Source organism: Geothrix sp. 21YS21S-4 (genome assembly GCF_030845995.1).
GTDB lineage: Bacteria > Acidobacteriota > Holophagae > Holophagales > Holophagaceae > Geothrix.
Genome location: NZ_CP132719.1, coordinates 853823 through 878738 on the forward strand (window position 1 = coordinate 853823; position 24916 = coordinate 878738).

The 24916-nt window shown below is 70.1% G+C and carries 15 protein-coding genes; 8 read left to right on the top strand and 7 right to left on the bottom strand.

Annotation, left to right across the window (positions count from 1 at the left end; genetic code table 11):
* Nucleotides 1-10: 10 nt before the first annotated feature.
* From RAH39_RS03935 to RAH39_RS03945, 3 genes are read right to left on the bottom strand one after another with little or no spacing between them, the layout of a single operon-like run.
* Complete coding sequence (locus RAH39_RS03935; protein WP_306591501.1) at nucleotides 11-1123, bottom strand: HlyD family secretion protein; 1113 nt, start codon at nucleotides 1121-1123, stop codon at nucleotides 11-13.
* Between the two features lie 11 nt (nucleotides 1124-1134).
* Nucleotides 1135-2517, bottom strand: coding sequence for a TolC family protein (locus RAH39_RS03940; protein WP_306591502.1), 1383 nt, complete (start codon nucleotides 2515-2517; stop codon nucleotides 1135-1137).
* 38 nt (nucleotides 2518-2555) lie between these two features.
* Nucleotides 2556-3038: a MarR family winged helix-turn-helix transcriptional regulator gene (locus tag RAH39_RS03945; protein WP_306591503.1), complete on the bottom strand. Its 483-nt coding sequence runs from the start codon at nucleotides 3036-3038 to the stop codon at nucleotides 2556-2558.
* A gap of 138 nt (nucleotides 3039-3176) precedes the next feature.
* Between RAH39_RS03945 and RAH39_RS03950 the strand changes: the two genes are divergently transcribed.
* Nucleotides 3177-4157 carry an alpha/beta hydrolase gene (locus RAH39_RS03950; RefSeq protein ID WP_306591504.1) on the top strand — a complete coding sequence of 327 codons (981 nt, stop codon included), beginning with the start codon at nucleotides 3177-3179 and terminating at the stop codon, nucleotides 4155-4157.
* Here the strand turns inward: RAH39_RS03950 and RAH39_RS03955 are convergent, their stop codons facing one another.
* Nucleotides 4158-4583, bottom strand: a complete 426-nt coding sequence (locus tag RAH39_RS03955; RefSeq protein WP_306591505.1) for a hypothetical protein — start codon at nucleotides 4581-4583, stop codon at nucleotides 4158-4160. It abuts the gene before it with no gap.
* 154 nt (nucleotides 4584-4737) lie between these two features.
* Between RAH39_RS03955 and fabG the strand changes: the two genes are divergently transcribed.
* Together fabG and RAH39_RS03965 are read left to right on the top strand one after the other, a co-directional pair.
* The gene (gene fabG, locus RAH39_RS03960; protein ID WP_306591506.1) at nucleotides 4738-5481 is read left to right on the top strand and encodes a 3-oxoacyl-[acyl-carrier-protein] reductase; all 744 of its coding nucleotides are present in this window, start codon (nucleotides 4738-4740) and stop codon (nucleotides 5479-5481) included.
* 13 nt (nucleotides 5482-5494) lie between these two features.
* Nucleotides 5495-7423: a SpoIIE family protein phosphatase gene (locus RAH39_RS03965; protein ID WP_306591507.1), complete on the top strand. Its 1929-nt coding sequence runs from the start codon at nucleotides 5495-5497 to the stop codon at nucleotides 7421-7423.
* A gap of 4 nt (nucleotides 7424-7427) precedes the next feature.
* Here RAH39_RS03965 and RAH39_RS03970 read toward each other — a convergent pair whose 3' ends face one another.
* Nucleotides 7428-10133 (bottom strand): serine/threonine-protein kinase, encoded by a 2706-nt coding sequence (locus RAH39_RS03970; RefSeq protein WP_306591508.1) that lies wholly within the window; start codon nucleotides 10131-10133, stop codon nucleotides 7428-7430.
* 97 nt (nucleotides 10134-10230) lie between these two features.
* Here RAH39_RS03970 and RAH39_RS03975 point away from each other — a divergent pair, with 97 nt between their 5' ends.
* Nucleotides 10231-12159, top strand: a complete 1929-nt coding sequence (locus RAH39_RS03975; protein ID WP_306591509.1) for a S9 family peptidase — start codon at nucleotides 10231-10233, stop codon at nucleotides 12157-12159.
* Between the two features lie 43 nt (nucleotides 12160-12202).
* Here the strand turns inward: RAH39_RS03975 and RAH39_RS03980 are convergent, their stop codons facing one another.
* The gene (locus RAH39_RS03980) at nucleotides 12203-14770 is read right to left on the bottom strand and encodes a response regulator (RefSeq protein ID WP_306591510.1); all 2568 of its coding nucleotides are present in this window, start codon (nucleotides 14768-14770) and stop codon (nucleotides 12203-12205) included.
* Between the two features lie 83 nt (nucleotides 14771-14853).
* A complete protein-coding gene (xseA, locus tag RAH39_RS03985) occupies nucleotides 14854-16164 on the bottom strand; it encodes an exodeoxyribonuclease VII large subunit (RefSeq protein ID WP_306591511.1) in 1311 nt (436 codons plus the stop codon).
* A 159-nt stretch (nucleotides 16165-16323) separates the two neighbouring features.
* Here xseA and RAH39_RS03990 point away from each other — a divergent pair, with 159 nt between their 5' ends.
* The 4 genes from RAH39_RS03990 (at nucleotide 16324) to RAH39_RS04005 (ending at nucleotide 24625) form a co-directional block, all read left to right on the top strand.
* Complete coding sequence (locus RAH39_RS03990; protein ID WP_306591512.1) at nucleotides 16324-19617, top strand: S41 family peptidase; 3294 nt, start codon at nucleotides 16324-16326, stop codon at nucleotides 19615-19617.
* A gap of 167 nt (nucleotides 19618-19784) precedes the next feature.
* A complete protein-coding gene (locus tag RAH39_RS03995; protein ID WP_306591513.1) occupies nucleotides 19785-21410 on the top strand; it encodes an L-lactate permease in 1626 nt (541 codons plus the stop codon).
* A 112-nt stretch (nucleotides 21411-21522) separates the two neighbouring features.
* Nucleotides 21523-22668 carry a glycerate kinase gene (locus RAH39_RS04000; RefSeq protein WP_306591514.1) on the top strand — a complete coding sequence of 382 codons (1146 nt, stop codon included), beginning with the start codon at nucleotides 21523-21525 and terminating at the stop codon, nucleotides 22666-22668.
* A gap of 82 nt (nucleotides 22669-22750) precedes the next feature.
* Nucleotides 22751-24625, top strand: coding sequence for an aldolase/citrate lyase/malate synthase family protein (locus tag RAH39_RS04005; protein ID WP_306591515.1), 1875 nt, complete (start codon nucleotides 22751-22753; stop codon nucleotides 24623-24625).
* Nucleotides 24626-24916: the final 291 nt, after the last annotated feature.

Here is a 24916-nt window from a genome sequence, read left to right on the forward strand (position 1 = left end):
GTTCCGGCGCTCACTTCAGGATCACCGTCGCCTCGACGTTCATGCCGGGGCGGAGGATCACCTTCTTGGCGTCCTGCTCGTCGATGTGGATCTTCACGGGGATGCGCTGGACCACCTTCACGAAGTTGCCCACGGCGTTCTCGGGGGGAAGGAGGCTCATCCGCGAGCCGGTGGAGCCGGCGATGGAATCCACGCGGGCCTTCAGCACGACGCCGTTCATGTCCACCTTGATTTCGGCCTCCTGGCCGGGCTGCATCCGGGCAAGCTGCGTCTCCTTGAAGTTCGCGGTGACCCAGGTCTGGTGCAGCGGAATGAGGGTGAGCAGGCCCTGGCCGGGCTGGATGGTCTGGCCCGCTTCCACGATGCGGCGCGTGACCACGCCGTCCACGGGGGCGAGGATCTGGGTGTAGCCGAGCTGCAGCTCCAGCCCTTCCTGGGCGGCGCGGGCCTGCTCCACCTGGGCCTGGGCGGACGCCAGGCGGGCTTCGGCGGCGCCCACGGCCACCTTGCGGATGTCGGCCTCCTGGTGGGAGGAACCGAGGCGCTGCTGGGCGGCGCGCCACTCGCTCTCGGCCACTTCCGCCTGGGTGCGGATGGTGTCGAACTGCTGGGCGGAGATCTCCTCGCGGTCGGCGAGGGGCTTCATCCGCTGGACGTCGCTCTTGGCCTTGTCGAGGTTCGCCTTCCGGGCGTCGAGGGTCGCCTTGACGGTCTCCAGGTCCGAGCCCTTGCCCTGCTGGAAGGCCACCCGGGCGCGGGCCAGATCGGCCTTGGCGCCCTCGACCTGGGCCTGGGCCTGGGAGTAGGCCGCCTTGGCCTGGGCGAGGCGGGCCTGGATGTCGCGGGGATCGACGGCGACGATGGGATCGCCGGCCTTCACCGCCTGGTTGTCCTCCACCAGCACCTTGTCGACGGTGCCGTAGACGCGGCAGGAGATGGGCACGAGGTGACCGTCCACCTGGGCGTCGTCCGTGCTCACGCGGTTGCGGGAGTAGAACCACATCCCGGCGCCGATGAGCAGGACGACGGGCACGCCGATTTTGAGGGCGAGCATGGCTCGGGAGCCGTTGGGGGCCGGTTCCTCCACGGGAGGCACGGCCTGGGCGGGGGCATCTTGGTTCATGGGAGTCTCCATCAGCGGGCGAAGGTCTGTTCGAGCTGCCCCGTGGCCCGGGCCAGGTCCGCGCGGGACTGGTTCAGGCGGTAGAGGGCGCTGATCTGGTTGTCGTTGGCGCGGGCGAGTTCGTCCTGCGCGTTGATCACTTCGATGTTGTTGCTCACCCCCGCCTCGAAGCGGTGGCGGGCCTGGGAGAGGGCCTCGGTGGCGAGGTTGACGGCCAGATCGGCCACTTCCACCTCGTGGGAGCCCGCCTCCAGTTCGGCCTGGGCGACCTGCACCTCGAGGCCCACCTGCGCGCGGATGTCGCGGCGGCTCTCCTGGACGCGGGCTTCCTCGGACTTGGCGCGGGCGATCTGGGAGGAGATCAGGCCGCCGGTGAACAGCGGCACGCGGACGCCCAGGGTCACCTGGTAGGTGTGGGTCCAGGGCTGGGACTGGAGCGTGGTGGAACCGATGACGCCGCTGGCCGTCAGGGTGGGCAGGCGCTGGCTCTGGGCGGCCTGGCGCAGGTTCGCGGCGGCCCGCTCGCGGGCGTCCAGCACCGCCAGTTCCGGGCGCTGGGCCAGGCCGGCCTGGTAGGCCTCCTGGAGCCCGGCGCCGGGAAGGGCGGGGGCGGCCAGGGAATCCGCCAGGTCGATCACCGTCCCGGGGGCCAGATCAAGCAGGCGTCCCAGTCCCGCCAGGGCCGTGAGGCGCTGGGTTTGGGCCTGGATGAGGCGCTGCCGCTCGGTCTGGAGCTGGACCTGGGACCGCAGGCTGTCGAGCTTGGTGCCCACGCCCTCCTTCTGCTGGTTTCCGGCCAACTGTGCGAGGGCTTCGGCCAGTTCGATCCGCGATTCCGCGGCCTTCACGGAAGCGGCGGCCCGCAGGGCGCGCAGGTACTGGCCCACGACCAGCCCGGCCACTTCCTCGCGGACGGCGCGGCCCTGGGCGCGGGCGGCGTCCTCCCCGTGGCGGGCGGCCCGCCACTTCTTCCACAGGCTGAGGTCGAAGAGGGACACCTGGGCCTCTACGCCCACCTGGCCCCAGTTGAAGGGACCCACGACTTCCGGCCCATTGGGCTGGGGCATGCCCATGAGGGCGTCGAGGTTGTACTTGTTGCGCTGGCCCAGGGCCTGGGCCCCCACCTGGGGCATCAGGGCCGCGGCGGCGGAGCGGCGGTCGTCGCCGCTTTCCGCGATGGCCAGCAGCGACTGCTGGACCTTGGGATTCTGATCGAGCGCGATCCGCAGGGCCTGGGACAGGGTGAGCGTCACCGATTTCGCCGGAGCGGCGGCCGGGGCGGGGGCTGAGGGAGGGGCCTGGGCCGCCAGGGGCGTCCCGGAGGCCGCCGAAGCGGCGGCGAGCGCGAGGCAGAGCGCGGATCCCCGGCCTGGGCCCGCGAAGGTGCGTGACATGAAAACCTCCATCCGACGTGAGGAAGCGCCCGCGCGGCTCATAGGGAAGCCCCCGCGTTGGCGCGCATGCGGTTCAGAAATCCTTTGAACTGGTCCAGTTCCTCCCGCGTGAACCCCTTGAGGTACGCGTTCAGCACCTTGATGGCCACCGGGGGGAGGAGAGGATACAGTTCCCGGCCCGCCTCCGTGAGTTCCAGGGTGATGACCCGACGGTCCGAACGGCTCCGGACCCGGTGGATCAGCCCTTTTTCCTCCAGCCGGTCCAGCATCCGCGTCATGGACCCGGTGTCGTAGCGGGTGAAGCGGCAGAGTTCCGAGGCGGTGGAGGCGCAGCCGTTGGCGATCCGCATCAGGATCACCCACTGGGCGCCGGTGATGTCCATCGCGAGGCTGGTCATCTCGTCGTCGAAGGCCATGAGCAGCCTGCGGGAGATGTCGGCGATGGACAGCCCCACATTGTCCTGCGGATTGTAGTTTTCAGCGGTATATAGCGCCTCGACTACCCGGCTTTCCTCGTCCATTGTCGACTCGACCCTATTAAATGCTTAAGCAACCACTGCCAAGGCAGTAATGTATCGGCCGGGGGAAGCCCTTGTCAACCGCCCTTCGGGAAACCGCGAACCTTTCGCCGGTGCCGTCATCCTGGAGGTGGAGGTTCCATGGTCCGCCCCGCCCTGTTTCCCGCCCTGCTGGCCCTGCCTCTGCTGGCCCAGCCCGCTCTGGATCGCCACGTCGGCTTCCCGGGCTTCAACGCGTTTCCCCTCAAAGGGAGCGTGACGCCCAGCGGGAACCACCCCTACTTCGCGGTGATGGTGGCCGGGTCGGGCCCCACCGACCGGGATTGGTCCAATCCCCTGATTCCCCTTTCGAGCCACGGGGGGCGCGACTTCGCCGCGTGGCTCCAGGCGCAGGGCGTGGGCTCCCTCCGGTACGACAAGCGGTTCATCGGGTCCAAGGATCCCAAGCTGGACGTGTCCCTGGACGCGCAGGTGGGGGACATCCGGGCCGCGCTGAAGGCCGCGCGGGACCTGCCGGAAGCGAAGGGGAAGAAGCTGCTGCTGGTGGGCCACAGCGAAGGGGCGCTGCTGTCGCTGCTGGCGGCGGGGGAGGCGGACGCGGTGCTTCTGCTGGCCCTGCCGGGCGCCAGCATGGGCCGCACCATCCTCGCCCAGGTCAAGGGCCAGCTGGACGCCGCCCAGGCTCCTGAAGCCGTGACCCAGGCGAACCTCCAGTTCCTGGAGGCGGCGCTCGACGCCCTCCGTCGCGACCGTCCGCTTCCTCCCGCCGGCGATCAGGTCGCGCCCGGCGTCGCGCGGCTGGCGGCTTCCCTGGCGGTGCCCGCCACGCGCAGTTTCGTGAAGGACACCCTGGACCTGGACCCCTGGACCCTGGCCCAGCGCCTGGCGGTGCCCTGCGCCGTGGCCTGGGGGGACCGCGACATCCAGACGCGAAAACCCGACGGGGTGCCTCCCGGCTTCAAGGGCGCCGTCATCGAGATCCCCGAGGCCAACCACCTATTCAAGCGGGAGACCCGGGCGCGGGCCGGCCTGACCGGACCGGACGCCATCAGCGCCTACGGGGACGGCGCGCCCCTGGCGGATCTGGCGCCCCTGGCGGCCTGGCTGAAGACGCTGAAATAGCTATCGCGTCGGCGGGACGGCGACGAACAGGGTGTGGATTCCGCCGTGGTCGGAGGTCATCCCCGACAGGGTGAGCGTCTGGGCCATGTGCTCGCTGAAATACTTCGCCAGACTGGCCTTGCCGTCGCGCCGGGGATGGTGGGGCTCGGGCATGAGGATGTAGAGCGTCCCGCCGGAGGTCAGGAGCCCCGCGGGCGCCCCTTCGGCCACGCACTTGGACCCGCAGTCCCGGTGGGCGTCCCCGCGCTTTCCCAGCTGGGTGTAGCACGACACGTCCACGATCTCGCCGGTGACCGTCAGGGGCTTGCCTTCGGCCAGGACCTTCTTGTTCGCCTCGGTCGCGGCGGCCTCGTAGGTGGTGGCGGACCAGGCGGGTTTGGCGGGAGCGGGATCCTGGGCCAGGAGCGCCAGGGCAAGGAAGAACATGGAAGCCTCCTGAAAAACCTCAGGGTAGGCGCGCGCCGGTCCTGCACAACGGAGGAAATGGAAAAATGCGGTCCATCGGGTTTCCTCCGGCCGCGGCGGAAGCAAGGAGCCGCTCCGTTGGGCAGGCTAGACTGGCCCTTCATCCGGAGGTCCCATGTTCAGCCTTCAGGGCAAGGTCGCCCTCGTCACCGGCGCCAGCCAGGGCATCGGGGAAGCCATCGCGAAGCAGCTCGCGGCCCAGGGGGCGACGGTGGTCTGCGCGGCCCGGACGCTGAGGAAGCTGCAGGAAGTGGCGGACGCCATCGAAGAGGCCGGCGGCAAGGCGGACGTGGTGGTGGCGGATCTGTCGGATCCCGCTTCCGTGCGGGCCGCGGTGGCGACGACGGTGGAGCGCCACGGCGCCATCCACATCCTGGTGAACAACGCGGGAATCACCCGCGACAAGCTCCTGATCCAGATGAAGGAAGAGGACTGGGACGCGGTCATCGACACCAACCTCAAGGGGGCGTGGACGGCCATCCAGGCGTCCACCAAGCCGATGATGAAGCAGCGCTGGGGCCGGATCATCAACATCGCGTCCGTGGTGGGCCAGATGGGCAATCCGGGCCAGTCCAACTACGTGGCGGCCAAGGCCGGGCTCATCGGCCTCACCAAGTCCGTGGCCCGGGAGCTGGCGAGCCGCAACGTCACCGCCAACGCGGTCACGCCCGGCTACGTGGAGACCGCCATGACCGCCGGCCTGCCCGACGCGGTGAAGGCAGAGTTCACCCAGCAGATCCCGCTGGGACGGATGGGCACGGCGGCCGACATCGCCGCGGCGGTGGCCTTCCTGGCCAGCGAAGAGGCCAGCTACATCACGGGCCAGGTCCTGGGCGTGAACGGCGGCCTGTACATGTAGCTCGGAGGACACCGTGGGTCTGCTTCCGGACGGAGTCCCCGACCGCTTCCGCACCGCCTGGGCGGGGTTCCGCTTCCGGCGCCACTGGCCGTGGGTGGCGGTGGTGTGGGGCATCCTGCTGGCGCTGCCGCCGGGGCGTTCGGGCTGCGCGGCGCTGCTGCTGTGGATCGGCGGGCCCGTGCTCGCCTTCCGCGGGCTGCGGTGGATCTGGGACCGGCTGCTGTTCCGGGTGTCGCGCCGGCTGTGGGTCATCCTCGCGCTGATGTCCGCGCTGCCCGTGGCGGCCCTGGCCCTCGCCTTGATGGCCCTGAGCTGGCTGGGGCTGGGCGCCCAGGTGAGCCGGTCCACGCAGCAGGCGCTGGGCACCTGGGAAGGGGCCCTGAAGATGGCCGCCCGCGAGCCCGGCGACGCCGCGGCGCTGCAGCTCCTGCGGAGCTATGGCGACGCGTGGGTGGAGCATGTCCGCGAGCTGCCTCCGGGCGTTTCCGAGACCTTCCTCGGGATGGTGTGGGCGGACCACCGCGAATCTGATCCCGGCGCGCCCGGGCAGGACACCTACCTCCGCGCGGTGCGGAAGGAGCCCGGCGGCTACCGCGTCCTATCGCTCCCCCTGGGCGTTCTGGGGGATCGCACCCAGGCGCTGGCGGGGGGACAGGTGGCCTTCGGCCTCGCGCCCCGCCAGGGCGAAGACGGCCACAGGATGCGGATCCGGGCCGGGAAGGAAAGCCGCGAATCGGCGGTTCTGGTGGGCCAGGGGGAGGCGCTGGCGGCCTGGACCAAGGGCGTGCCCCTGGAGGGTTCGGGGCTGTTCGCCCCCTTCCGCCTGCCGCCCCTGGCCTTCCCCCTCACCGAGTGGGCCACGGGCCGGCCCCTGGTGCTCACCGCGACGCCGGAGACGAACCTCTACGCCCTGTTCGCGGGCTACCGCAGTGGGGAAGGCCAGGCCCTGTCCGAGGGCATGGTGAAGGCCGTGGTGGTGCTGACCCTGGTGCTCGTCGCCCTGCTTCTCGCGCAGCTGGTGGCGGCGCTGCTGGGGCTCGTCCTGGCCTGGTCCCTCGGGCGGGCCGTGAACGACCTCCACGGCGGCGTGAAGCGCCTCAGCCAGGGCGATTTCACGGCCCGCATCCGGCCCCGGGGCCGCGACCAGGTGGCCCACCTCTCCGCGGCCTTCAACGAGATGGCGGGCCGGCTCCAGACCGCCGCCACGGAGCGGGAGGAGCGGCTGCGGATGGAGGAGGAACTGCGGGTGGCCCGCGAGGTCCAGATGCGCCTCCTCCCCGACCTGGAAGCCCTGCGGATGCCGTCCATCCGCGCGACGATCCTGCCGGCGCGGGAAGTGGCGGGCGACTACTACGACCTGTTCCCCCTGCTGGACGGCGGCCTGGCCTTCCTCATCGCCGACGTCAGCGGGAAGGGCACCAGCGCCGCCTTCTACGCCGCGGAGACGAAGGGCGTCCTGTCTGCCCTGGACAAGCAGGCCCTGGGGCCCGCCGAGGTGGCGGAGCGCCTCAACGCCATCTGGTGCGGGGGCCACGGTCGGAACCTGTTCCTCACCCTCGCCTACGGGACCTTCCATCCCCGCACCGGCCGGTTCGCGTTCGTGCGGGCGGGCCATCCTCCGGCCTACCTCCGCCGCGCCGACGGCACCGTGACGCGCCTCCAGCCGAAGGGCCTGGGCATCGGGCTCACGGCCACCCGCTTCGCCGCCGCCACCGAAGTCTGCGAAGGGAGCCTGGAACCGGGCGACTGCCTGGTGTTCTTCACGGACGGGCTGTCCGAAGCCCAGGACGCCGCGGGCGGGTTCTACGGCGAAGCGCGGCTGGAAGCCCTGCTTCGCGGCCCTGCGGAGAACCTGCAGGCCGCCATCCTCGCCGACGTCGTCGCCTTCACCGCCGGGTGTCCCCTGGCGGACGACCTCACCCTCCTGATCCTCAGCCGCTGATCGCTCAGCGCGCGGCGGTCAGTTCGCGCACGATTTCCGGCGCCTGGACCTTCGCTCCGGCCAGGGCCTTGGCGAAGAGGGCCTGGGCCTCTTCCGTGCGGCCCTCGCTCCGGGCCAGCCAGGCCTGGGCGCGCAGGATGTAGGGGGTTTCCTCGGCGGAGCGGGCGCGGCTGCGCTCCAGCAGGCTGCGGCCCAGGGCGCGCCGGCCTTCCCGGGCGAAGCACTCGGCTTCCCCGGCCAGGCAGTGGGCCTCCATGGAGGCGTCCCCCAGCTCCTGGTGGAGGGCGAGGGACTGGGCGTAGAACCCCCGTGCGGACACGTAGCGGCCGGCGGTGCGGTGGATCTCCCCCAGGTTGTAGAGCGCGAGGCCCTCCTTGGGGCGGAGGCGGGTCTTGCGCGCCTGCTCCAAGAACCGCTCCCCCATTTCCTGGGCGCGGTCCAGGTCGCCCCGGGCCTGGGCGACGCTGGCGAGGCCCATGAAGGAGACGGCCAGCCCCGCCTCGTCTCCCAGCGTCTGCTGGAGGTCGCGGGTCTGGCGGTAGAACGCGTCGGCGCGGTCCAGCCCGCCCTCCTGTGCCAGGGCCAGATCGCCGAGATTGCCCGTCAGCAGGGCTTCCCCCCACCGGTCCCCGTGGGCGCGAACGGTCTTGAGGGCGTTGAGGTAGTGGGCCTCCGCCGCCGGGAGGTTGCCCCGCGACCGTTCCACCACCGCCAGGTTGTTGAGGGCGTGGGTGGCGTTGAGGGCATCGCCGCTGCCCTGGTAGAGGTCGAGGGACTTTCGGTACTCGGCCTCCGCGTCGGACAGCTTGCCCAGCCGCTGGAACTCCATGCCCCACAGGAGGTGGACGCCGGCCTCGAAGGCCGTCTGGCCCAGGGCCTGGGCCAGGGCCATGGTGGCCCGCCCGGTCTCTTTCGAGGCTTCCCACTCGCCGCGGGCGGCCTGGTCGCCGGACAGGTAGTGGAGGGCCTTCATTTCCGAAAGGCGGTCGCCGTGGGCTCGGGCCGCCCAGCGGGCCCACTGGAACACGGGCGCGGCGGGAGCCTCCGTCAGATGGGCCAGGCACCGGGCGTAGCCGAGGACGGCGGGGGCGAAATCCGGCGCCAGGGTGGCCGCGGCCAGGAAGGCCGGGGCGGCTTCCTTGAAGAGCCCCCGGTCCATCAGCTCCGCGCCCCGGGCGTAGGCGTCCAGGATCTCCTCCCGCAGGGCGGGGAGCGAGGTGGACGAGGAGGCGCCCGCCGCCCGGACGAGCTCCGCCGTCAGCCGCCGTGCCAGGGGCAGCGCCACCACCGGGCGGTCGCCGGGCTCGCGAAGCTCGCCGGCCCGGCGCACCCGTCCCTTCGCGTCGACCAGTTCGTAGGTGAGGACGGCCTCTCCGTCCGCGTTCCGGGCGAGTTTCCCGCGCAGGGTGAGCTGCGCGCCCAGCGCCGCGGCCAGGTGCGTCTCGGCATCCCGGGCGAGGGCGCCCCGCGGCGCGAGATGCAGGGAGGCGCGGGCGCGGCCCAGCGTGTCCGCGTCCAGGGGGGCCAGCTTGGGGTGGCCGCTGAGGGCGGTCTCCAGGATCTCCGGCAGGATCAGGTGGGTGGCCGCGTCCAGGCGGGGATCGCCGGTGGCGTTGAGGAAGGGCATCACAGCCAGGCGCGCGGGGCGCTCCCGCGTCAGGTCGGCGATGGCGCCCCGGTTCAGGAAGAGGTGGACGCCCAACCCCCCCGCCAGGGCCGCGGCGGTGCCCACCGCCGTCCAGCGCAGCAGGGTCCGGGGGCGGAGCAGCCGGTCGAGGGTCTCCACCACGCGCCCCGCGGTGGGCCGCTTGAAGGGGTGGGGCTCCAGCATGGCCCGCAGCAGGTCCGCCGTGCCCGAGGGCAGGCCGCGGGTCTTCCATTCCCGGCGATCCCCCGCCAGCGTGGCCTGGAGGCGCGCCCGGCCTTCGCCGGGAAAGGGATGCTCGCCCGCCAGCAGTTCCCAGGCCACCACCCCCAGGGAGAACACGTCGCTGGAGGAACCCGCCGCTTGGCCCTGGATCTGCTCGGGGGAGGCGTAGCCGGGGCTGCCCATGAAGGTGCCCGCCTGGGTGAGGCGCTCCCAGGAGCGGCCGGAGGTCCCCGACGGCGGTGGGTGGGTCGCCCCGTTCCCCGCCGGATCCGAAGCGGCGGGCCGCGCGGGCGCATCGTCGCTCGCCCGGCCATCTCCCAGCCGGGCGAGGCCGAAATCCAGGACCTTCACGTGGAGGGGCTGGGTGGCCGAGCGGGGCACCACCATGATGTTGCTGGGCTTCAGGTCGCGGTGGACCAGGCCCTTCGCGTGGGCCGCCTCCAGGGCGTGGGCCACGGCGCGGATGACCTGGAGCTTTTCCCGCGTGCTGAGCTCCGCCTGATCCAGGGTGGAACCCTCCACCAGCTCCATGGCGATGAAGGCGCCCTGGGGACCGTCCACCCAGTCGTGGATGTGGCAGACGCCGGGATGGTTGAGCTGGGCCAGGGCCAGGGCTTCGCGCCGGAACCGCTCGACGGCGCCCGTGTCCCCGGCTCCCCCCGGATGCAGGGCTTTCAGGGCGACGCTGCGCTCCAGCGCCGAATCCCAGACCCGGTAGACCTCGCCCATTCCGCCGGTGCCAAGCAGCGCCTCCACCCGGAAGCGCCCGATGACGGCCCCGATGGCCAGGATCCGGGACTCGGCGGCGGAGTCGGACGAAGGCGGGAAGTCGTTGGACATTTTGCACCAGTCGTTTTTTTTACCTTAGCACGGGCAGCTAACCTGTCAGGGGCTCCGCGGCGTACCCCGCAGGACCACCCCCACAAGGAGGCTTTCCATGCGCCTGTCTCCCCTCGGCCTCGCCGCCGCCCTCCTGGGCGCGGCGGGCGCCCTTCCGCTTTCGGCCCAGCTTCCGCCCCCCATTCCCCGCGCGGTCCTGTTCGGGAATCCGGAGCGGAGCACTCCGCAGCTCTCCCCGGACGGGAAGCGGATGGCCTACCTCGCGCCGGACAAGGGGGTGCTGAACGTCTGGGTGAGGACCGTCGGGCAGAAGGACGACAAGGTCATCACCAGCGACCGCAAGCGGGGCATCCGGTCCTACTTCTGGCAGCCGGACGGCCAGCACGTCCTGTACGTCCAGGATCAGGACGGCGACGAGAACTGGCACCTCTACCAGACGGGCCTGGACGGCGCGACGACCCGCGACCTGACGCCGTTCAAGGGCGTCGCCGCCCAGATCGTGGCGCTGGACGAGCGGTTCCCCGACACCATGCTGGTGGGCCTGAACCACCGCGATCCCCGGGTCCACGACGTCTACCGCCTGAACCTGAAGAACGGCGCCCTGGACCTGGACACCCAGAACCCCGGCGACGTCCTGGGCTGGGAGACGGACCACACCCTCACCGTGCGCGGGGCGCAGGTGATGAAGCCCGACGGCAGCACGGAGATCCGCGTGCGGGACGACGCCAAGTCGCCCTGGCGGACCTTTCTCACCTGGGGCGCCGACGAGACCAACGGCGGCGTCGCCAGCTTCACGCCCGACAACAAGGGCCTGTGGGTGATGTCCAGCGTGGGCGCGAACGCGACCCGGCTGGTGCAGGTGGATCTCGCCACCGGCAAGCAGACCGTGGTGAGCGAGGACGCCGCCTACGACCTCGGCGGGCTGCTCGTGCATCCCACCAAGCACACCCTGGAGGCCGTGAACTACACCAAGGCCCGCCGCGAGTGGGTGCTGCTGGACAAGGGACTCCAGCCCGATTTCGACGCCCTCCGCAAGGTCCGCGACGGGGATCTCGCCGTGGTGAGCCGCGATCTGGCCGACAAGACGTGGCTCGTGGCCTACACCATGGATGACGGCCCCGTGTACTGGTACGCCTACGACCGCGCGGCGAAGAAGGCCGACCTCCTGTTCAGCAACCAGCCGAAGCTGGAAGAAGCGAAGCTGGCCAAGATGCAGCCCGTGAGCTTCAAGGCCAAGGACGGGATGACCATCCACGGCTACCTCACGCTGCCCGTGGGCCTGCCCCCGAAGAACCTGCCGCTGATCGTCAACGTCCACGGCGGTCCCTGGGCCCGGGACACCTGGGGCTACCGGCCCGAGGTCCAATGGATGGCCAACCGCGGCTACGCCGTCCTCCAGGTGAATTTCCGCGGCAGCACCGGCTACGGCAAGGCCTACCTGAACGCCGGCGATCGGGAGTGGGGCCGGAAGATGCACCAGGACCTGCTCGACGGCCGGGACTGGGCGGTGAAGCAGGGCTACGCCGATCCCAAGAAGGTGGCCATCTATGGGGGGTCCTACGGCGGCTACGCCACCCTGGCGGGGCTCGCCTTCACGCCCACCGAGTTCACCTGCGGCGTCGATATCGTCGGGCCCAGCAACCTGGGAACGCTCCTCGCGTCCATCCCGCCCTATTGGGCACCCATGAAGGCCATGTTCACCAAGCGCATGGGCGATTCGGAGGCCATCCTGACGGAGCGCAGCCCCCTCTACAAGGCCGGCGACATCGCCCGGCCCCTGCTCATCGCCCAGGGCGCCAATGATCCGCGGGTGAAGCAGGCCGAGAGCGACCAGATCGTCGCCGCCATGCGGAAGAACAACCAGCCCGTGGACTACCTCCTGTTCCCCGACGAAGGCCACGGCTTCGCCCGCCCCGAGAACCGGATGAAGTTCTACGCCGCCGCCGAGGCCTTCCTCGCCCAGCACCTGGGCGGCCGGGTGGAAGCGCCCACCGAAGCGGAGAAGTGGGACGCGCTGAAGAAGTAGCCGGCGGCGTCGAAGAAAACGGGCGGCTCCGGCCGCCCGTTTTTCATGCGGGCCGGTGCTTGGCGAGCACGTCCAGGACGGTCTGTTCCAGCGCCCGGACGGTGAACGGCTTCTGAAGGAACGCCGCGAGGCCCCGGCCCAGGAAATCCTGGATGGATTCCTGCGCGTTGTAGCCGCTGGTGAGGATCACGGGCAGGTCGGGGCGGTGGCGGCGGATGGCGCGGAAGGCCTCGCGTCCGTCCATGTGGGGCATGGTGAGGTCCATGAGGATCAGGTCCACCTTCCGGTCCTCGCGGAGCACCGCATCGACGGCCTCGCGCCCGTTGGAGGCGGTGACCACGGACAGCCCGATGGACCGCAGGGCCGCCGCGGCGGAATCGCGGATCATCTCCTCGTCGTCCACCAGCAGCACCGTCACGTTGCGCGCCAGGGCCGGGGGCGGCGCGGGCGTGTCCTCCTCTTCCGTCTTCACGTCGGTGATGGGGAACAGCAGCTTGAAGGTGGTGCCGCCCCCGGGCTCGCTGTAGATGCGCATTCCCGCGCGGTGGCCCTTGAGGATGCCCACGGTGGCCGACAGCCCCAGTCCCCGGCCGGTGACCTTGGTGGTGAAGAAGGGCTCGAAGATGCGCGCCTGGATCTCCGGCGGCATGCCGCAGCCGGTATCACTCACTTCCAGCGTGGCGTAGGTCCCCGTGGGCAGGTCGGATCCGTGGAGGATCTGGTCCAGGTAGCCGCGGTCCGCTTCCATCACCGCGGTGCTGAGGCGGATGGTGCCCTCTGTCTCGCCGATGGCGTCCGCGGCGTTCGTCACCAGGTTCATGATCACCTGCTGGATCTGGGCGGCATCGGCCTCCACGGGCGGCAGGTCGGGGGCCAACTGGAACCGCAGGGTGATCTTCTTGGGGATGGAGACCTCCAGGAGGTGCGTCACTTCCTTGACCACGTGGTTCAGGTCGTAGGAGCGCACCACGAAGCGGCCCTTGCCGGAGTAGGCCAGCATCTGGCGCGTGAGGTCCGCGGCCCGGTGGATGATCCGCTCCAGGCTCTCCAGGTGGGGCCGCGCGGGGGATTCGGGCGCCAGCTTCACCTGGGCCACGTTCAGGTGTCCCAGCATGGCGGTGAGGAGGTTGTTGAAGTCGTGGGCGATGCCGCCCGCCAGGACGCCCAGGCTCTCCAGCTTCTGGGCGTGCTGCATCTGGCGTTCGAGCACCGCGCGGGCGCCTTCGCTGCTGCGCCGTTCCAGCTCGGCGGTAGCCCGGGCGGAGAAGATCCGCAGAAGGGAGGCGACTTCGTTGGGCGCCGTCAGTGGAGTCCGGTGGAGCACCGCGAGGACGCCCCGGGATTTGCCCTGGGAATCCAGCAGCGGCGAGCCCACGTAGCTCTGGGCCCCCATGTGGCGGAGGGGCGCGCAGGTAGGGAAGGCCTCCTGGACGCCCGAGGGGTAGATGCACAGCTCGCCGCGGGCGGTGAGTTCGCAGGGGGTGCCCTCGGGCTCGTAGTCGAAGGCCTCCCCGGGCTTTCCGTCCTCCAGGGACACGGCCAGGGCCTTCATCCGCCACCGGCCCTCCTCGAACACGCTTTCGGCGATGAAAGCCAGGTCTGCTCCCGTGGCGCGGGCGAGGTAGGCCGTCAGCTCGTGGAGGAAGGTCTCGCCCGTGGCCGCGGACACGCCGCTGGCGACGTTCAGGATCCGCTCCTCCACCCGCCGCCGTTCGCCCAGCTCCCGCTCCAGCCCGCGGTTCAGCTCGCGGATCTCCTCGGTGGCGCGCCGCACCCGCCGGCGGAACGCCAGGGCCATGGTCGTGGCCAAGGCGAGGAGGGCCAGGACGGCGAAGCCCGCCCGCCGCACCCAGGGCGGAAGGCTGCGGCCCTGGGGCGCCAGCCAGCGGTTGATCGCCCGCTGGTAGCCCGAATCCGGCGAGCCCTTGCCTTCGGTGAGGTAGGCGTCCAGCGCGGCCAGCAGATCCGGGTTGCGCCCCTTGGCCACGGCGAAATAGGTATCGAACGGGGCGAACACCACTGCGGTGCGCTCGGCCAGGAACCGGCCTTCCTGCGAGTAGCCGAAGGTGCTGGAGGTCACGCCCCCGTCCACCCGTCCCGCCGAGACCGCGCCCAACACGTCATCGAAGGTGTAGAACTCGATGAGCGCGCAGGGCAGGTTGAACCGGGCGCACAGGTCCCGGAAGTGGTCGCCGTTCACGTCGCCGCGGACCACGCCGATCCGCCGGTCCCGGACGTCCAGGATGGTGCGGATCTCCGCGCCCGGCCGGGCGTAGAGGATGGACCAGACCGTGTAGGACGCGGCCTTGCCATAGTCGAGGCCGGCGTCCCCCTCGGGCGAGCGGGCCACGCCGGGAAGGAGGTCCACCTCTCCGGCGCGCGCGCGCTCCAGGCCCTCCTGCCAGGTGCCGGGAACGAAGACCAGGCCCCATCCCTTCCGCCGGGCCACGTCGCGGAGCATGTCCACGTAGAAGCCCTGGGCCTCGCCGCGCGGGCTCAGGAAGATCGCCGGCATGTGGGGGAACACCGCCACCCGCACCGTCCGCTGGGGCGCGGCCCAGAGGTAGGCGGCCGACAGAACCACGACCAGTGTGGCCGCAGAACGGAGCATGAGAAAAAAAGGGGAAGACCGGAATCGGAACATGAACCTGCCTGGGATCCTATCGATCCCTTTACGGTTCATTTGAACTTTGGTCAGCCCAGGGTGGCCCGGCGCTCTCCGTCCTTCCACCGCAGGCGGAGCATCGTCCCTGTTGGCTGCGCTTCCGAGCGGGTCACGGGCTTGCCCTCCGGATCGAGGGCCAGGACGAAGCCCCGCTCCAGGGGACCCGTGGGATCCAGTCCCCGCAGGCGCTCGGCGAGCACCGCCAGGCGGTGGTCGCGCCGCTGGAGACTCCGCAGCGCCGCGGGCCCCAGGCGGCGCTGGGCCTCTCGGACCCGGGGACGATCCGGCTGGCGGGCCGCGACCGCCGCCGCCTCGGCGAGCCGATGGCGGAGGAGCGCCAGGCGCGCGCCCGCGGCGTCCAAACTCCGACTGGGGCGGACCAGCGCCAGCCGCTGGCCGAGGGTCCCGAGGCGGGTCGCGGCCTCGCGCAGGGGATCCGTCCGCTGGAGGCCGTGATCGACCAGGAGGTTGAGGGTGGTTTCCAATCCGCGCAGGCGCCAGGCGGTCCGTGCGGCCAGGGCTTCGGTCCGCCGTCCCAGCTCCGCCGCGAGGGCGCTCCGGTCGGGCGTCGCCAGTTCCGCCGCCTGGCTGGGGGTCGCCGCGCGGCGATCCGCCGCCAGGTCCACGAGCGTGGTGTCGATCTCATGGCCCACGCCCGTGATGACGGGGATGCGGCATTCGGCCACGGCCCGCACAAGCTCGGGGTCATTGAAGGCCCACAGATCTTCGAGGCTGCCGCCGCCGCGCACCAGGAGCAGTGCCTCACAGCCCCAGTGCGGATCCTGCACCTCCTGGAGCGCCAGCAACGTCTCGGGAACGCAGCGGTCGCCCTGGGCCGCGGCGGGCGCGATCAGGAGGTCGATTCCCGGCGCCCGGCGGGCCGTCACCTCCAGCACGTCCCGGAGGGCCGCGCCGCCCAGGGCGGCGACGATGCCGAGCTTCTTGGGGAACCGGGGCAGGGGCCGCTTCGGGCGATCGAACAGCCCCTGGGCGCGCAGGTCCGCCTCCAGGGCCCGCAGCCGCGCCTGAAGGTCGCCCACGCCCGCCAGTTCGCAATGGGTGACGGCCAGCGTGATCGTTCCGCCCCCGACGTAGAGGTTGAGGCTGCCCCGCACCACCACCCGCTGCCCGTCCGCCGGCCGGTGCGACAGGAAGCGCTGCTGGCTCGCCCACACCGCGCAGGACAGCGCCGCGCCCTCCTCCTTCAGGGTGAAGTACCAGTGCTTCCCCGAGCCCCGGAAATTGGACACCTCCCCCACCACGCAGATCGCGGAGAAGGGCGGCTCCAGCTTCGATTTCACCTGCTCCAGCAGGCGCTTGACGGAAAGCGGCGCGTCCATCCCGGCATCATCGCACGGGGGAAAGGCGGGGTTCCCCACGGATGAATCCTGATGAGCGCGGAGGAGCCGGACTTTTTATCGCGCTTATCTGCGTTCATCCGTGGCCTATCCCTTTTGCATCGTCATACAATGCTTCAGCTCTTTCCCACGAGGTGAATGATGCGCGGACGACCGCTCCTTCTCTCCCGCCTGGCCCTGTGCCTGGCGCTGCCCGCGGCTTTGTCGGCCCAGACGAAGCTGCTGCGCTTCCCCGACATCCACGGGGACAAGGTGGCATTCACCTACGGCGGCGACCTCTGGACCGCTCCGGCCTCCGGCGGGACGGCGGCGCGGCTGACGGCCCATCCGGGGCTGGAACTGTTCGCGAAGTTCAGCCCCGACGGGAAGTGGATCGCCTTCACGGGGCAGTACGACGGCGACGAGCAGGTCTACGTGATTCCCAGCGGGGGCGGCGTTCCGCGCCAGCTCACCTTCGATCCCGCCGCCGGCCCGCTGCCGCCGCGGGGCGGCTACGACCACCAGGTGGTGGGCTGGACCCCGGATGGCGCCAGCGTGCTGTTCCGCGCGGCCACCGACGCGGACGGCGTCCTCACCCGCACGGCGCTCTACACCGTGAGCCTCAAGGGCGGCCTGCCCCAGAAGCTGCCCATGCCGACCGCCGGGCCCGGCTCCTTCTCGCCGGACGGCAAGCGCATCGCCTACGCGCCCATGTTCCGCGACTTCCGCCACTGGAAGCGCTACGAGGGCGGCTGGGCGCAGGACCTCTACGTGTTCGATCTGGCCACGAAGCAGCAGAAGAAGCTTGCCGCCACCAAGCGCACGGAGCGCGATCCCATGTGGATCGGCGACAAGGTGTACTTCGCCTCGGACCGCGACGGCACGCTGAACCTCTACGCCGCGGATCCGGCCACGGACGCGGTGAAGCAGCTCACCTTCCAGAAGACCTGGGACGTGCGGTGGCCCTCCAGCGACCACCAGTCGCGGATCGTATATGAACTGAACGGCGAACTGCGGGTGATGAACGTCCAGGACGGCAGCGACCGCGGCATCGCCATCGCGGTGCCCACGGACGGCGGCGCCTCGCGGCCCGCCCGCATCAACGTGGAGCGCAACATCGAGGAGTTCGCCCTGTCGCCCAAGGGCGAGCGGGCGCTGTTCGTGGCCCGCGGCGACCTGTTCACGGTGCCCGTGGAGAAGGGCCCCGTCCGCAACCTCACGGACAGCTCCGGCGCCCACGACCGCCAGGCGCGCTGGTCGCCGGACGGCAAGCGGATCGCCTTCATCTCCGACATGAGCGGCGAGGATCAGGTCTACCTCCTGGACCAGGACGGGAAGGGCAAGCCCGAGGCCCTGACCTCCGGCCTGGCCGTGCAGCTCAACGCGCCCGCCTGGAGCCCCGACGGCAAGCACTTGGCCTTCACCGACAAGGACGGCGTGGTGTACGTCCTGGGCGTGGCCGACCGCAAGCTCGTCAAGGCCGGGAAGGATCCCCTGGCGCGGGTCTACGACCTGTCCTGGTCGCCGGACAGCCAGACCCTGGCATTCTCGCTGTCGAACCTGAACGGCACCCGCAGCCTCCACGCCTGGACCCTGGGAGACCAGCAGCTCCGCCGCCTGACGGGCGACCTGTTCCAGGTGAGCGACCCCGCGTGGGATCCCGACGGCAAGTACCTCTACGCCCTCAGCCGCCGCGACTACGCGCCCCAGATCAGCAATCTGGAGTTCGACTACGCCGGCAACCGCAACATGGACGTGATCGCCTACGCCCTGCGGAAGGACGTGCCCCACCCCTTCCCGCCGGAGAGCGACGAGGTGGGCGCAGCGCCGGAGAAGAAGGAGGACGGCGACAAGAAGGCCGACAAGCCCGAGGCGCCGAAAGCTCCCGCGACCGTGCGCATCGACTGGGACGGATTCGAGCAGCGCGGCACCCGCGTTCCGCTGCCCGCCGACAACCTGGGCGGGCTGGAGGCGTCCAAGGGCTTCCTGCTCTACAGCAAGGGCCAGCCCTTCGTGTACGGCGAGACCAGCGGTCGTCGCGCCGGGAACAGCCTGTGGATCTTCGACCTGAAGAAGCGCCAGGAGAGCGAGCTGCTGCCGGAGATGCAGGGCTGGGTCCTCAGCCAGGACGGGAACAAGGTCCTGGCCCGCGTGGGACAGGGGCCGGCGGCTTCGTTCCAGCTGATCGACGCCAAGCCCAAGGCCACCGAGAAGAAGACCGTCTCCACGAAGGACCTCTACGTGGACCGCATTCCCGCGGAGGAGTGGCGCGAGGTCTACGACGAGACCTGGCGGCGCTTCTGCGACTTCTTCTACGTGAAGAACATGCACGGCTACGACTGGAAGGCCCTGCGCGAGCAGTACCGTCCGTGGCTCCAGCACGTCACGCACCGCTCGGACCTGACCTACGTCCTGACGGAGCTGATCTCCGAGCTGAACATCGGCCACACCTACACCGAGGGCGGCGACTACGTCCTGCCGGAGCGCGCCAAGGTGGGCCTGCCCGGCGCGCGCATCGAACTGGATGCCGCCGCGGGCCGCTACCGCCTCGCCCACATCTACCGCGGGCACAACGAGGAGCCCAAGTACCGCAGCCCGCTGACGGAAGTGGGCGTGGACGCGCGGGAGGGCGACTACCTCCTCGCCATCGACGGCGTGGAGCTGAAGGCCGACGACAGTCCGTACCGGCTGCTGCGGAACAAGACCTTCACCGTGACCCTCACGCTCAATGCCAAGCCCAGCTTCGACGGGGCGCGGCAGGTCACCTACCGGCCCATCGACAGCGACGCGAACCTCCGCTATCTGGACTTCGTGCTGCGCTCGAAGGAGTCGGTGGATCGTCTCAGCGGCGGGAAGGTGGGCTACCTCCACATCCCCGACATGGGCGGCCCCGGACTGTACGAGTTCATCAAGTGGTACTACCCGCAGATCCGCAAGGAAGGGCTGGTGGTGGACGTCCGCGCCAACGGCGGCGGGAACATCAGCCAGATGATTTTGGAGCGCCTCGGCAAGAAGCTGCTGGGCACGCGGTTCGGCTATGCGGGCGAGCATCCCAGCACCTATCCCGGCACCGTCTTCCACGGCCCGATGGTGGCGCTCACCAGCGAGACGAGCGCCAGCGACGGCGACATCTTCCCCTATCACTTCCGCTTCGCGGGCCTCGGTCCCCTCATCGGAAAGCGGACCTGGGGCGGCGTCGTGGGCGGCGGAAACTCGCCCCTCGTCGACGGCGGCAGCGTGTTCGTGCCGCAGTCCGGAACCAACGCGCCCACGGGCGAGTGGATCATCGAAGGCGAAGGCGTGACGCCGGATATCGACGTGGAGAACGATCCCGCTTCGATGCTCGCGGGCCGCGACCTGCAGTTGGAGCGCGGCGTGCAGGAGGTGCTGAAGCGGATGGCCGAGAAGCCGATGGCGCTTCCCAAGCGGCCCGCGGATCCCGTGAAAACCAAATAGGTCTAATGGTCAGACCGCGCAAAAAGCGCACGGAAAAATCCTCACGGAAAGTTGTGGTGACAGGGCCGGAGCCGAGGTGGTTCCGGCCCTCGTTTTTTGATGCGGTTTGCGCTTGGTGAGGCCCTTTTCCGCGGCTACTGTTTGGGCAGTTGATCCGGAGGTAGACAATGTTGTTAGGCGCTCTCGCGGCCATGCTGCCGCTCATCGTCCTGCTCATCGGCATTCCGCTGATGATGAAACCCGCCGCGAAGGTGGCGCCCGTGGCCTGGCTGGTGACGGTGCTCGCGGCCATCTTCGTGTTCCACTTCCCGGCCAAGACGACGTTGCTGGCCGCGGTCCAGGGCGGTCTTACCGGCCTCTTCCCGATCATGTACATCCCCTTCGGCGCGCTGGTGGTCTACAACACGCTGAAAGTCACCGGCTGGATGGACAAGATGCAGAGCGCCATGGCGAGCCTCACCGTGGACCGCCGCGCGCAGGCGCTGCTGATCGCCTTCGGCTTCGGCGCCTTCCTGGAAGGCATCTGCGGCTTCGGCGCGCCCGTCGCCATTCCCGCCAGCATCCTCATCGGACTGGGCTACAACCCGATGATGGCGGCGCTCGTGTGCCTCGTGGCCAACACCGGCCCCGTGCCCTTCGGCTCCCTCGCCATTCCCACCGTGACGCTTGCGAAGACCACGGGCCTCGACCTGATGAAGCTCTCCCAGATGACCGGCCGCTTCATGGCGCCGCTCGCGCTGATCATGGCCTTCGTCACCGTCTACGCCATGTCCAAGTCCAAGGGCATGAAGGGCGCGGTGGGCGCGATCCTGGTGTCGGGCCTCAGCTTCTCCATCACCCAGTACCTCGTGTCCAACTACATCGGCCCCGACCTCACCTCCGTCCTGGCGGCGCTCGTGTGCCTCGTGGCCACCGCCGTCTACCTCAACTTCCAGAAGGGCGCGAAGCCCTGGCTGTTCGAGGACGAAGCGCCCGTCACCGGCGCCACCGCCGAATTCCATCCCAAGGAGCTGTTCCTCTCCTGGCTGCCCTACCTGCTTCTGGCGGTGCTCGTGATCGCCGTGAACCTGCCCAAGACCAAGCCCCTGTTCAGCGGCGCCGCGGCGGGCTGGAACTGGATGCTGATCAAGGCCCAGCTCTACAACCCCGGCAAGCTCTACACCTTCACCTGGATCCAGAGCCCCGGCACCATCATGCTCATCGCCGGCCTCATCGCGTTCCCGTTCATGGGCATCAAATACTCCGTGATGGGCGAGCAGTTCGGCAAGACCTTCAAGCAGATGATCCCGTCCTTCATCGCGGTGGCCTGCATTCTGTCCATCGCCGAGGTGATGAACCTGGCCCTGCCCATCATCGATCCCAAGACCAAGCTGGCCGTGGTGGGCGACCTCGCGACGAAGCAGATCTCCATGGTCGCGACCATGGCGAACGGGCTCGTGGCGCTGGTGAGCAAGCACGTCTATCCGTTCCTCAGCCCGCTGTTCGGCACGCTGGGCGTGTTCCTCACAGGTAGCAACACCTCCGCTAACGCCCTGTTCGGCAACCTCCAGAAGCTCACCGCCCAGGGCATGGGCCTGTCGGACATCCTGATGGCCTCCGCCGGCAGCGCGGGCGCCTCCGCGGGCAAGATGATCTCGCCCCAGAGCATCATCATCGCCGCCACCGCCGTGGGCCTCGCCGGGAAGGAAGGCCTGATCATGCGCCAGACGATCAAGTACACGATCCCCTACGTGATCATCCTGGGCCTCATGGTCTTCGGCTTTGCGTTCTTGTTCCCGGGACTCGTGCCCTGAGTTTCAAAGAGGATCACCACCAAGGCACCAAGACACCAAGAAAAGAGAAAGCAGTTCTTGGCGTCTTCGTGTCTTGGTGGTGAAGTTTTTTTGAGTGAATGAGGTTCGATCTATGCGCATTCTCGTGGCTCCTGATTCCTACAAGGGGAGCGTGTCGGCGCTCGGCGTGGCCGAGGCCATGGAGCGGGGCATCCATGCGGTGTTTCCGGCGGCGGAGGTGATCAAGGTTCCCATCGCCGACGGCGGCGAAGGAACGGTGGAAGCGCTGGTGGCGGCCACCAGCGGGCGGCTGCTGCACACGGAGGTTCGCGGCCCCCTCGGCGAGCCCGTCCGCGCCCACTGGGGCGTCTCCGGCGATGGAAGCACCGCGTTCCTGGAGATGGCCTCGGCCTCGGGTCTTCCGCTGGTTCCCCGAGAGCGGCGCGATCCGCGCGTCACCACCACCTTCGGAACCGGCGAGCTGATGAAGGCCGCCCTGGACGCGGGCCTGCGGAAGCTGGTGATCGGGATCGGCGGCAGCGCCACCAACGACGGCGGCACGGGCATGGCCCGGGCGCTGGGCGCGCGATTCCTCGATGCCGAGGGCCGCGACCTGCCCGAGGGCGGCGCCGCGCTCGCTCGCGTGGCCCGCGTCGATTTGTCGGGTCTGGATCCGCGGCTGGCGGAGACGTCGATCCTCGTCGCCTGCGACGTGGACAATCCCCTGTGCGGCCCCCGCGGCGCGTCCGCCGTCTACGGACCCCAGAAGGGCGCCACGCCGGAGATGGTCCAGGAACTGGACGCGGCCCTGGGCGTCTTCGCGGACGTGGCCACGACGGCGACGGGGCGCGACATCGCGCTCCAGCCAGGAGCTGGCGCCGCTGGCGGCCTGGGCGCGGGGCTGCTGTTCTTTACGCCCGCCAGCCTGCGGCCGGGGGTCTCCATCGTGCTCGAAACCACGGGCTTCGAGACGCTGACGGAAGGCGCCGACCTCGTCATCACGGGCGAGGGCCGCACCGATTTCCAGACGGCCATGGGCAAGGCGCCAGTGGGCGTGGCGGCGGTGGCCAAGCGCCACGGCGTGCCCGTGATCTGCATCGCGGGCGGCCTGGGCGACGGCGCGGACGACGTGCTGGGCCACGGGATCGACGCCCTGGCCACCACCGTTCCCCAGCCCATGACGCTGGAGGCCTGCATGGGCCAGGGCGCCGAACTGGTGGAGGCCGCGGCCGCGCGGGCCTGCCGGCTGGTGAAAGTCGGCATGTCGCTGCGCGGCTGACCCCGCGTCAATCTGTCGCCCTTCCTCGATTTCATCGACACTGGAGGCGCCTGGGCACCGGGCGCCGGATATGGAGACTGCGATGACCACGACCCTCGAATTCCGCGCCGGCGTCCTGGCGGACTACGCCGATGTCTACACGCCGGAAGTCCTCCGCGCTTTGGAGGCGCTGGCGCCCCTGGACGACCGCCGGCGCGGGCGCATGGCCGCTCGGCTCGCCCGCCGGAAGGCCCGCGCCCAGGCCGGCGAGCGCATCGGCTTCCTGGATCCCGCCGCGCTGATTCCCGGTACCCAGATCACCGTGGCGGACGCCCGCGCCGGGAAATTCGACGGGGCGGTCATTCCCGCGGACCTCCAGCGCCAGTGGATCCAGGGCACCGGCCCCGCCACCAAGCCGCGCTCCGACGCGCGCTCGGGCATCCGCAACGCGGCCTACGCCCTGCTGTCCGGCGCCGACGGATGGATGTTCGACGGCGAGGACGCCCTGGGCCAGGTGGACACCATGTCCCTGGACAACCACCGCAACCTCAAGCTGGCCCTGGCCCGCGATCCGCTCTTTCTGGAAGTGGCGGAGGAGGTCTCCCGCGAGATGAACCAGTGGGCCCAGGGCTTCTTCGGGCGGCCCATCGTCGCGGACTGGCGGAAGCAGCTGGACTTCACCACGGTGATCTACCGCGCCCGCGGGCTCCACCTGGAGGATCGCCACATCCGCCGCAACGGCCATGGCTTCTCCGCCTCCATCGCGGACCTGGTCCTCTACGTGGTGAACAACCACGAGCGGCTGCGCGCGGCGGGCCGCAGCATCGTGCTCTACCTCCCCAAGACGCAGACGGCCGAGGACGCCGCGGTGTGGAACGCGATGCTCCTGGCGCTGGAGGCCCACCTCGGCCTGGAGCCCGGCACCATCAAGGTCTACGTCCTGGTGGAGCAGCTGGAGCAGTGCTACCAGCTGATGGAGATCCGCGCCGCCCTGGCGCCGCACTTCGTGGGCTTCAACACCGGCCGCTGGGACTACATCAACAGCGTGTCCGACGCCCTGGCGTGGGACCGGGAGTTCGTGAATCCCGACATCAGCGCCATCACGATGACCTACGGCTACATGCGCACCTACGAGGACCGCGTCCGCCGGGCCATGAACACGCCCGACCGCAACGGCCGCTTCGCCCTGTGGCAGGGGGGGATGGAGCCCAACATCCCCGTGGGCTCCGAGGCGGGCGTCGCCGCCAGCATGAAGCGGGCGGTGGCCGGCGCCGAGCGCGAGCAGCGGGAGGGCGCCTCCGGGAAGTGGGTGGCCCACTGGAAGATGGTCCACATCGTGCGGCCCGTGTGGGAGCGCGTCGGCGAGGCCAACCAGATGGGCCGTGCGTTCCCCGCGCTGGGCTACGGTCCCGAGGACGCCGCGGCCCTCACGCGGCTCGAACCCGCGCCGCGCACCGTGGCCGGCGCCCGCGACCTGCTGTCCGTGGCCCTCCAGTACGGGAACGCCTTCCTGCGCGGCTTCCAGGCCGCCGCCCTGAAGCCCGCCGATTTCTTCGGGAACGACGACGTGCTCTACCTGATGGAAGACATGGCCACGGGCGAGATCCGGCTGTCCATTCTGTGGGAGTGGCTGCACAAGGGCGCCGCCTTCACCGAGGCCGACGCAGGCACCGGCGTCGCCGCGGGAGACCGCCTGACGCCCGCGCTCTTCGCCCGCCTGCTGGAGGAGGAATACGCCAAGCTGCGCGCCGCGGGCAACCGCGACGTCCACGACGACTCCAAGGACACCACCCTGCCCATCGCCCGGGCCATCGTGAAGACCTACGTCCAGAGCGGCGTGAAGGCGCCGTGGTACGTGGACCTGCTGAACCTCAACCTCGGCGTGGAGGGCCTGGCCGAGGCGGAAGCGCGCATCGCCCGCTTCCTCGCGACCTTCGAAAAGGAAGGCACGCGCATCACCGAGAACCTCGACTTCTGACGAAGGCTCTTCGCGGCGATGTATGAAGGCCCTCCTCGCGGGGGCCTTCCTGCGTAAGGGGAGGTCGACGGGGGCTGATATGGTCAGACCACCAGACCAAAATGTGACCACCATCATCGATCCCCAGGCGCCTGTCCCTACAATCAGACATGGCTTCGCCCCGAGCGGGCCGGGCGGTCATTTCCCGGACTCCCGCCGACTTCTCATGCCATCGGTCCGGCCCGCGGGAAACGGCATTCCGCAGGCCGATTCGCAGCGCGGCCGGCTTACCCATGCATTGCATTCCGTCAC